The sequence below is a fragment of the Streptomyces sp. AK010 genome (assembly GCF_014207295.1).
Taxonomy (GTDB): Bacteria; Actinomycetota; Actinomycetes; order Streptomycetales; family Streptomycetaceae; genus Streptomyces; species Streptomyces massasporeus.
Map to the genome: position 1 here is coordinate 45,809 of NZ_JACHCX010000032.1, position 8,922 is coordinate 54,730.

The 8,922-nt window shown below is 71.1% G+C and carries 6 protein-coding genes and 3 pseudogenes; 7 read left to right on the forward strand and 2 right to left on the reverse strand.

Annotated features, from left to right (window positions below; genetic code table 11):
• Positions 1 to 192: 192 nt before the first annotated feature.
• The 4 genes and pseudogenes from HDC93_RS35565 to HDC93_RS35575 all read left to right on the forward strand — a co-directional run bounded on the left by HDC93_RS35565 (position 193) and on the right by HDC93_RS35575 (position 4,637).
• Positions 193 to 1,026 (forward strand): PIG-L family deacetylase, encoded by an 834-nt coding sequence (locus tag HDC93_RS35565; RefSeq protein ID WP_185014938.1) that lies wholly within the window; start codon positions 193 to 195, stop codon positions 1,024 to 1,026.
• A gap of 323 nt (positions 1,027 to 1,349) precedes the next feature.
• Positions 1,350 to 1,819 (forward strand): annotated as a pseudogene (locus HDC93_RS39060) (TSUP family transporter); the annotation flags it as partial.
• A gap of 478 nt (positions 1,820 to 2,297) precedes the next feature.
• A complete protein-coding gene (locus HDC93_RS35570) occupies positions 2,298 to 3,296 on the forward strand; it encodes a YdcF family protein (protein WP_185014939.1) in 999 nt (332 codons plus the stop codon).
• 351 nt (positions 3,297 to 3,647) lie between these two features.
• A complete protein-coding gene (locus tag HDC93_RS35575; RefSeq protein ID WP_185014940.1) occupies positions 3,648 to 4,637 on the forward strand; it encodes an aldo/keto reductase in 990 nt (329 codons plus the stop codon).
• Positions 4,638 to 4,727: 90 nt separating this feature from the next.
• Here HDC93_RS35575 and HDC93_RS39065 read toward each other — a convergent pair.
• Positions 4,728 to 5,098 (reverse strand): annotated as a pseudogene (locus HDC93_RS39065) (MFS transporter); the annotation flags it as partial.
• A gap of 296 nt (positions 5,099 to 5,394) precedes the next feature.
• Here HDC93_RS39065 and HDC93_RS35580 point away from each other — a divergent pair.
• The 3 genes from HDC93_RS35580 to HDC93_RS35590 all read left to right on the forward strand — a co-directional run bounded on the left by HDC93_RS35580 (position 5,395) and on the right by HDC93_RS35590 (position 8,411).
• Complete coding sequence (locus HDC93_RS35580; RefSeq protein WP_185014941.1) at positions 5,395 to 5,991, forward strand: RNA polymerase sigma factor; 597 nt, start codon at positions 5,395 to 5,397, stop codon at positions 5,989 to 5,991.
• Positions 5,988 to 6,968, forward strand: coding sequence for a CU044_5270 family protein (locus tag HDC93_RS35585; RefSeq protein WP_185014942.1), 981 nt, complete (start codon positions 5,988 to 5,990; stop codon positions 6,966 to 6,968). The genes HDC93_RS35580 and HDC93_RS35585 overlap by 4 nt, the downstream gene beginning before the upstream one ends.
• A gap of 792 nt (positions 6,969 to 7,760) precedes the next feature.
• A complete protein-coding gene (locus HDC93_RS35590) occupies positions 7,761 to 8,411 on the forward strand; it encodes a hypothetical protein (RefSeq protein ID WP_260419959.1) in 651 nt (216 codons plus the stop codon).
• A 3-nt stretch (positions 8,412 to 8,414) separates the two neighbouring features.
• Here the strand turns inward: HDC93_RS35590 and HDC93_RS35595 are convergent.
• Positions 8,415 to 8,831, reverse strand: a pseudogene (locus HDC93_RS35595) (LysR family transcriptional regulator); the annotation flags it as partial.
• Positions 8,832 to 8,922: the final 91 nt, after the last annotated feature.

The following is an 8,922-nucleotide window of genomic DNA, read 5'->3' on the forward strand; positions in this document are numbered from 1 at the left end:
GGCAGGTCAAGCGGCCGTGCCGGGAACAGCGGGTCCGGTCGGCAGGGTTGTATCGACCGAGGACCGGCGCCGTATGAGCGGGGAAGCATGGAGACGGCAAGGTCGTCCGCCCCATCAGGTTCCGGGCCCCAGGGTTCGCGGTAGCCCGCCGCGCGCTTTGATCATGAGGTATCTCTTCGAGAGGACTGTTTCATGGCTGACCGGCCTTTGACGCTCATGGCTGTGCACGCACACCCCGACGACGAGGCCACTGGAACCGGGGGTGTCCTCGCGCGGTACGCGGCGGAGGGTATCCGTACGGTTCTGGTGACGTGTACGGACGGCGGTTGCGGTGACGGACCTGGGGGTGTTAAGCCGGGGGATCCCGGGCACGAACCGGCGGCGGTCGCCTTGATGCGCCGTCAGGAGCTCGCAGCGAGTTGTGAGGTGCTGAAGGTCAGCGACTTGGAAATGCTGGACTACGCCGACTCCGGGATGGCCGGCTGGCCGAGCAACGACGCCCCCGGATCCTTCTGGCAGACCCCCGTGCAGGAAGGTGCGGCCCGGCTCGCGGAACTCATGCGGCACTACCGGCCTGATGTGGTCGTCACCTATGACGAGAACGGCTTCTACGGCCACCCCGACCACATCCAGGCCCACCGCATCACGATGGCGGCGCTGGAGATGACCGAACTGTCACCGAAGGTGTACTGGACCACGATGCCACGCTCGATGATGCAGCGGTTCGGCGAGATCATGCGCGAGTTTCATGAGGACATGCCGGAGCCGGATCCTGCCGAGGCCGCCGCGTTGGCTGAGATCGGCCTGCCCGACGATGAGATCACCACGTGGGTCGACACCACCGCGTTCAGCGGCCAGAAGTTCGACGCGCTGGCCGCGCACGCCAGTCAGGGCGAGAACATCTTCTTCCTCAGGATGGGCAAGGAGAGGTTCGGCGAGCTGATGGGCATGGAGACCTTCGTGCGGGTCCAGGACGCCACTGGCGCGGCCGTACCCGAGAACGATCTCTTCGCGGGACTGCGCTGATCCGGCCGGCCCGCCGCCGACACCGCATCGCCCGCATGTGCGATCATACGTGCCGCGCACCCGGAGGCATGTTGGCGCGAGTTCCGAGTCGACGCATGCCCGCGCTCGTGACCCGACACCGCGCTCGTCTCCAGGTCAGCCCGGCGGCCTGCTCCGGTCAAGGCGGACGGTGGAGGAACCGGCACGAGGCTTGAGGATACGGTGTCCGACACGCCGTGAGGTAACGCGGGTGTCAGGTGGAAGCAGGTCATCGTGTTGCAGGAAGGCCATGGGGGCGTCCGACGCGCTGATACTGACCGGGCGGGCGACGGGCAGGGGCAACGGTGGACTGGACAGTGCCGGGAGGGCTGGCCGCCGGCCTGCTGATCGCGACCGTGACCGCCCCGGTCGGCGTGTCGGGAGCGGTGTTCCTGCTCCCGGTTCAGCTGAGCGTCTTCGGTGTGCCCAACCCGGCGGTCACCCCGACCGACCAACCTGCTGTTCAACGTCGTCGTCGGCCCCGGCGCCCTGTGGCGCTACCGCCACGACGGTGCCCTGCGCGGGGGCCTCGCCCGACGGCTGGTGCTGGGCACTCTGCCCGGCGTCGTCGTCGGCGCCGCCATCCGCGTCCTCGCCCTGCCCGGCCCTCTTCCGGCTCCTGATCGCCATTCTGCTGCTGCCGCTCGGCACCGGCGGCCTGATCGCCGGCTACCTCGGCGCGCGCCTCCGACCACGCCTACCCGAACGGGCCCTACGTCTCCTGCTCGGCACCCTCGCTGCAGCCGTCGGCGCCTTGTACGCAGGTCAGAGCCTGAACCGAAGTGGCGGGGGATCCACGATGGAGGTCTCTCAACGGGCACTTGGCGCCGGACAACGGACAAGGACGAACCCTGTCCACCGCCCCAGCAGCGCTTGCCTCGAATCGTGAACGGAGGGCACGCATGCGTGCCGGCGCCGTCGTCTCGGGCGCGGAACCCGTCGGGCTGCCGGCCGCCGCGCTCCTCGATTCGGCCGGGTGCCCAACGCCTCTCGCCTCCGTACCTGCCGGATCCGCACCGGGCTATAGGGCACACCGTCCATCTGTGCGTCCTGCGCGGCCGCCGGGCAGCACCACCGGCATGACATGCCGGTACCGCCGAAGGCACCGCCGCGGGCCCGAGTTCGGCGTACCACAGCAGGTCTGGGAGGATGGCCGGCAGCCGTCCGTCCCGGGGCCGGGAACCCGCGGGCGGCGAACGGCGAGCGGGTACGGGCAGCAGCCCGGTGGGCGGAAGAGCGGAGTGGTGCGGCACATGCCGGAGTACCCGGAGTACCTCGCCGCGGCCGTGTTCGCCGCGGGCGGCGTCGTCAACGCCCTGCTGGCACCGCACCGGTTCTCCACCGCCGCCCTGTTCTGCCTCGCGCTGACCTCTGCCGGACTCGGCGTCACCGGTCGCAGTGCGGCAGCCCATCCGACCGTCGCCACCGTCCTCGCCGTCACCGCCCTGCTCCTGGCGCTCGCGCTGGGTCTGCTGCTGCTGGCCGACGGTGTCCTCCTGGTCCGGCGCTACGGACCGCAGGCACCCCTGCTGGCGACCGGGGCCGCCGGCTGCGCGGTGCTGGCGGTGCTCGGCCTCGACGCGGTCTTCCACGCGGTCGGCGGCGAAGCGTTCGGTGCCCTCGTGGTCGCGGTGAACGCGGCCGCGGGATACCTCACTTTGCTCTTCCTCGTCTTCACCGGCTACGTGTTCGTCCGGGGCCGTAGCACCCCCTTGCCGGAAACCACTCATGTCGTCGTCCTGGGCGCCGGGCTCGACGGCGACCGGCCCGGGCCGCTGCTGACCCGCAGGCTGGAGCGCGCCCTTGCGGTCGACGCCTGCCGCGCACCGGACACGCCTCCTGTGGTGTTCGTCCTCTCGGGCGGCCAGGGCGACGACGAGGTTCGCTCCGAGGCGGACGCGATGGCCGAGTATCTGCGCGGACGCGGAGTGCCCGCCGACCGGATCGTGCGAGAAGACCGCTCCGTCAACACCGGGCAGAACCTCCGCTTCAGCGCGGCGCTCGTCGACGGCACCACTCCCGGCCACTGTGCCACGGTGGTCACCAGCGGCTTCCACGTCTACCGCACGACCCTGCTGGCCCGCCGCGTCGGTGTGCCGGTGCACGTCGTGGGCGCGCCGACCTCCCCCGCCTACTGGCTGGCCGCGACACTGCGCGAATTCGCCGCCATCCTGTGGCTGGACCGCCTCCCCCTGGTCGGACTCAGCCTGCTGCTGGCAGCGCCGGTGGCGACGGCGGTATTCGAGCACTGAAGCGCCGACCGCTGGCGGCGGCGAGGTCTTCCCGTGCATGGCGGCTGCTGGTACCGCCGGCGTTCCCGGGCGCTGCATCCCATCCGCGAGGACGAACGGTTCCGGGCCCGTCTCCTGGGCCCCGGAGCGCCACACGGGTGTGGTGCCCGCCCCGGAGCCAGGGCCTTTCTCGCGTCCTGCTTGCCATGGAGTGCGCTCGAAGTCATAGCGTCGAGGATGCAACGGCGCACGAGGCCGTCTCAGTGCCCGCTCCTCCTGGGATGCCGGGCGACCGCATCTGTGCCTGGATGGACGGGAGGCTCGGCGTCGCCCGAAGAACGATCAAGCGTGCAAGGAAGGCTGGGACACGCCATGCGGAAACGTAGTCTGCGTGAACTGCAGGTATCGGCCATCGGCCTGGGGTGCATGGGCATGTCCGCCTTCTACGGAACGGCCGATGAGGAGGAGGGCGTCGCTACGATCCGGCACGCCCTCGATCTCGGGGTGAACTTCCTCGACACCGCGCAGATGTATGGACCGCTCACCAACGAGTCCCTCGTCGGCGAGGCGATCCGGGGGCGCCGCGACGAGTATGTGATCGCGACGAAGTTCAACTACCGGATGGATGACGCTGTACCGGGCGACATCAGCACGGTCGGCCCGCAGGACGGCTCGGCCGAACACGTCCGCAGTTCCGTCCGGGGCTCGCTGAAGCGTCTGGGAACCGACCACATCGACCTGTACTACCAGCACCGGGTCGACCCGAACGTGCCCATCGAGGAGACGGTCGGCGCGCTGGGCGAACTGGTCGCCGAGGGCAAGGTGCGCTACATCGGGCTGAGCGAGGCGAGCGCCCAGACCATCCGGCGTGCGCACGCCGTGCACCCGGTCACGGCCGTGCAGAGCGAGTATTCGCTGTGGTCGCGGGATGTGGAGGCCGAGGTGCTGCCTGCATGCAGGGAGCTGGGGATCGGCTTCGTGCCGTATTCCCCCCTCGGCCGCGGCTTCCTCGCCGGGCGGTTCACCTCGCCGGACGACTTGGACGTCAACGACTGGCGTCGTCAGAACCCGCGCTTCCAGGACACCAATCTGGAGGCGAACCTGCGGCTGGCGGCGAAGGTGAGGGAGATCGCCGCCGAGAAGGGCGTGACGCCGGCTCAGCTGGCCATCGCGTGGGTGTTGGCCCAGGGCGAGGACCTGGTGCCGATCCCGGGCACCAAGCGCCGCACCTACCTGGAGCAGAACGCCACCGCCGTCGACATCGACCTGACGAAGGGCGACCTGGCCCGTATCGATGCGGAGCTGCCCGAGGCGGCCGGTGAGCGGTACGACGAGGCAGGGATGCGGTCGGTCAACCGGTAGGGGGAGGGTGCGCACACCCCGCACGGGGGGGCTTCGCAGGGAACGCGGCGGGGGCGGTGGCGAGCCAGCCGCCGAGGACGGCTCCGAGGGGGCAGTGGCGAGCCAGCCGCCGAGGACGGCTCAGAGGGGGGGGCGGCGCACATGGCCGGCATGCGGGAGGTGGAGGCGACCCGGCCCATGAGGTGGGTGGGGACGTTTGCCTGCCGGAGGGAAGGCGCGAGCACCATCGTGGCGCCCATGCCGGCTCCGCGGACGGCGAGCGCCAGCCCGGCCATGTACGGGTTCGGGGCAGCGGCCAGGCCGAGGATGGCGAGCCCTTCGACGGCGGCTGTGCAGGTCAGTGCGGTGCCGGTGCCCAGTCGTCGGCCACGGGACGGGGCGATGCCCGCACCGAGCAGGCCGCCGGTGGCCTCCGCTGTGAGGAGCAGGCCGAAGCCGTAGGTGTCGATGCCCGCTCGATCTGCTCGGACGGCGCTGGACGAGCGCATCCTGTGGGAACTGAGGCAGGCACCGACAGGCTTCCGCGAACTGAGCTTGGCCCCGACCGCCCGGTCCAGCACAGCGTGGCGGTCGTCCGCAAAGGGGGCCGAGGAGAGAACCGCGGTGAGAAGGATGCTTCCTGCACTGCGGAAGGCCGTGCAGATGTACGGCACTTGAGCGGCGGCGTGAACCCGTTCACCGCGATTCGGCAAGTACAGGGTGTGAACACCCACCACCACCCTGACCCCCACCGACCCCACCGACGGACGGACTGTCCATGACCGACCTGGCCGGCAGCGACGCCGAGCTCATCAGAGCCTCACTCCATGAACCCGAGCGTTTCGCGGCCCTCTTCGACCGTCACGCCCCGGCGATCCACCAGTACGTCACCCGACGGCTCGGCCGGGACGCGGCCGACGATGTCACCGGCGAGACGTTTCTGACGGCCTTTCGGATACGGGCCCGGTTCGACCCGGCCCGCGCCGGGGTGCGGCCCTGGCTGTACGGCATCGCCGCCAAACAGATCGGCCGGCACCGCCGGCAGGAGGTCCAGGCGCTGAAGCTGCTCGCCCGCACAGGCCACGACCCGGTCGCCGACAGCTGGACCGACTCCGCAGACGATCGCTTGGCTGCCGAGGCCGCCGCCCGCCCGCTGGCGGGGGCGCTGGCCCGTCTCTCCGCGGGCGACCGGCACGTCCTGCTGCTGTTCGCCTGGGCCGACTTCAGCTACCAGGAGATCGCCGAAGCCCTCGACATTCCCGTGGGTACCGTCCGCTCCCGCCTCAACCGCGCCCGCCGCAAGCTGCGCACCCAGGCCGGCGCGGCGGGCGGCCCTCTCGTCGAAGCTCGCATACACGAAGGTGACCCCGCATGAACGAGCTCTCCGAATTCCGCGGCCTGCGCGCCGACGCACCCCTTCCCGACGCCGACCGGCTCGCCGCACCGCGGGCCCGGCTCACCGCGGCGCTCCGGTCGGAGACCCGCCCGGAGCGTGCCGCCGCCCTTCCCAGGCGCAGGATGATCCTGGTCGGCGCGGCGACCGCGGGGACCCTCGCCGTGGCCGCCGGGATCGTCGCGACCCTGTCCGAGGACAGCACCCGCGCCTCCGCGAGGAAGAGCCCCCAGACGCTGTCGGCAGGGGCCTCCGCCGATGCCCTCGAACTGGCCGCCGCGACCGTCGAGAAGCACAACGGCACCGAACCCGGGCCGAAGCAGTGGGTGTACGACAAGACCACCGTCTTCGTCCAGGGCAAACCGCAAAGCAGCGAGGAGTGGACCCGCTGGGACGGCACCGGGCACGCCAATCTGCCCGGCATCCCCCCGGCCGGTGACATCTCGGACTTCGACCCCGACAAGCTCCAGATCTGGTACGGCCCCAACCAGGAGGAGAAGTGGAAGAAGGAGGGCTACGACGACCGCTCCCAGCGGCAGTTCTACCGCTTCCTCGCCACCCTGCCGAGCGATGCCGACCGGATGATGAAGCGCATCCGTCAGGAGCACGCCATCGGCTCCATCAAGGGGGAGACGCGCGCACAGCGCGACTGGCGGGAGATCGACGTCCTGTACCGGTCGGTGCTGATCCCGCCGAACGTCCAGGCGGGCCTGTTCAGGGCTCTCGCGAAGATCCCCGGCGCCCGGGTGACGACCGGCGTGAAGGACCCGCTCGGCCGCGCGGCGATCGGCGTGAGCGTGACCTACGCCGACAAGACGCCCGCGGGCTGGCAGGGCAAACAGGAGATCTTCTTCGACCCCGAGAGCTACGCCTACCTCGGGCGGAGCCGGGACGACGGTGCAATGGTCAGCGCCCGCGCCGCCTGGGGCGTCGTCAACAAGCCCGGCGCCCGTCCCTGAACACCCCGCGAGGAGCGCCCGGCTTCACAGCGGATCGGGGGCCCCTCGTCGTCGTGCCGGCTGCTCGGGGCCGCTGCGTCCGCAGCTTGGGCCTTCCATGCGCGCTCCACGCCCGCACGGGACTGTGAGACCAGGCGGCGCAGGGCCACACAGGGCTCGGCGCAGGAGGCCGGCCAGTCGTCCGTCAAGGATCCGCGCGGCGCCAGCACGGGCCGGCGGGCGCCGCAGCAGTCCGCGACTTCTGGAGACCGCGTCTGCGGCTGGGAAGAAGGAGTGCTCGGGCTCGACGGCCGGGACGGGGCAAACGTTCGCTGCGGGCTGCGGGCTGCGGGCTGCGGGCTGCGGGCTGCGGGCTGCGGGCTGCGGGCTGCGGGCTGCGGGCTCTGCCCTGCGCGCGCGACGCCAGCAGGTCGGTCTCTCGCATCCAAGGCACGGCGGCGTGAGAAGGTCCGGTGGCCAAGCACGAGGACCGCCCCCACGACGAGCTCCGCGAGCTCGGACATCAGACTCTGGACGTAACCTCGCGGCTCCTCACCGCGGCGCAGCGGACCGGGGTGGTGCGCCCCCGGCGATACATTCTGCTGACGGTACTGCGGCCCGGGGCTCGCAGGCCTCGGGGGCCCGGGTCGCCCGTCCGCGCCGCCGGGCGGGCATGAGGCGGGACCCGGCGTCAGGATGGTCCTGCGTCTCCCGGGAGGCATCGCCCGCGCCTCCCGGCCGGCGGGTGGCCGGCCGACGGCCCGCCCGGCCATCGCGGACCGACTGGCGTCTTGGAGGTACACCGTGCACGACATGCCGCTCACCAGGAGCGTCGGTGAACTGCTGCACCGGCGGCACCGTGCCTCCCGGGGCGCCCATCCCGAGGCAGGTCCTGACGGTTACGGCCTGGACAGCTGGAGAGCGGGCCAGTTCACCGCAGGAACGCTCGCACCGCAGGACGAGGCGAGGCTCGCCGCCGAGGTCGCGGAACTCCTCCCGCACAGCTGGGACATCCCCACCAAGTCGCGGGAGGCCCTGACCACGATCATCGACCATCTGGGCGGCCAGCGGGAGTTGATGGCCTGGCTGGACCGCCACCCGGGCCGACCGCGGCTGATCGCGCGGCTGTATGTCCTCATGGGCCACCTCGACCGCTACAGCGACGACGCCACGGTGGTCGGCGCCCTGCGGTCTGCCCGGGAACAGGACCCGTTCCCGGCGGGTCTGCGCGACTACCTGCTGCCGCAGACCAGCGACGAGACCCTGGGGACGCTGGCCAGCCGCATGGAGAAGCTCCTCGTGGAGCAGCGGGAAGAGGACGCGGGTGCCCTGGCCCTGGCGACCACCGCATGGCTCGAGGGCGTCGCCGAGAACGCGGACAACCCGGGGCCGGCGGTGCTGGAAATGGGTAGCGTGATGGGGCATCTGCATCAGGACATCGAAGAGTCCGCCGGACACCGGTGAGCCCTCGAAGGCGCCCTCCAGCAGTCCGCGCTGGATGTCGGCCTGCTGCGCGCCGACCACCTCGACCTGGGTGGCAGGGTGCGCGGTCCGGAACTCCCGCACGGTCGGGATGAGCAGCGGGACGGTGGCGGTGTTGACCGTGCCGAGCCGCACCATGCGGCTGATGCGGTGCTGATCACCGGCCGCGCCGCGCAGCCGGTCCACCGCGTCCAGCACCGTCATGATGTGCGGGAGCAGCTCCCTGCCCTCGTCGCTGACCTTCGCACCGGACCGTTTGCGCTCCAGCAGGTCCACGCCGAGCTCCCGCTCCAGATTGCGCACGGTCTCGCTCAACGCGGGCTGTGACAAGTGCAGTTCCTCCGCGGCGCGCCGCAGCGAACCGAACCGGGTGACGGCGGCGATGTATTCCAGTTGTTCTATTGATCCGAAACGGTAGGTGTTCTGGGTCGTTGATCCCTGCGTGAGTGAACTGGTGGGGGACGCGCGGCAGTTGTCGCCGTCGGCGCAGGAG

What these genes read in the sequence shown, in the direction of transcription:
- HDC93_RS35565 (WP_185014938.1), top strand. Translation starts at nt 193, where the DNA reads ATGGCTGACCGGCCTTTGACGCTCATGGCTGTGCACGCACACCCCGAC.
- HDC93_RS35570 (WP_185014939.1), top strand. Translation starts at nt 2,298, where the DNA reads ATGCCGGAGTACCCGGAGTACCTCGCCGCGGCCGTGTTCGCCGCGGGC.
- HDC93_RS35575 (WP_185014940.1), top strand. Translation starts at nt 3,648, where the DNA reads ATGCGGAAACGTAGTCTGCGTGAACTGCAGGTATCGGCCATCGGCCTG.
- HDC93_RS35580 (WP_185014941.1), top strand. Translation starts at nt 5,395, where the DNA reads ATGACCGACCTGGCCGGCAGCGACGCCGAGCTCATCAGAGCCTCACTC.
- HDC93_RS35585 (WP_185014942.1), top strand. Translation starts at nt 5,988, where the DNA reads ATGAACGAGCTCTCCGAATTCCGCGGCCTGCGCGCCGACGCACCCCTT.
- HDC93_RS35590 (WP_260419959.1), top strand. Translation starts at nt 7,761, where the DNA reads ATGCCGCTCACCAGGAGCGTCGGTGAACTGCTGCACCGGCGGCACCGT.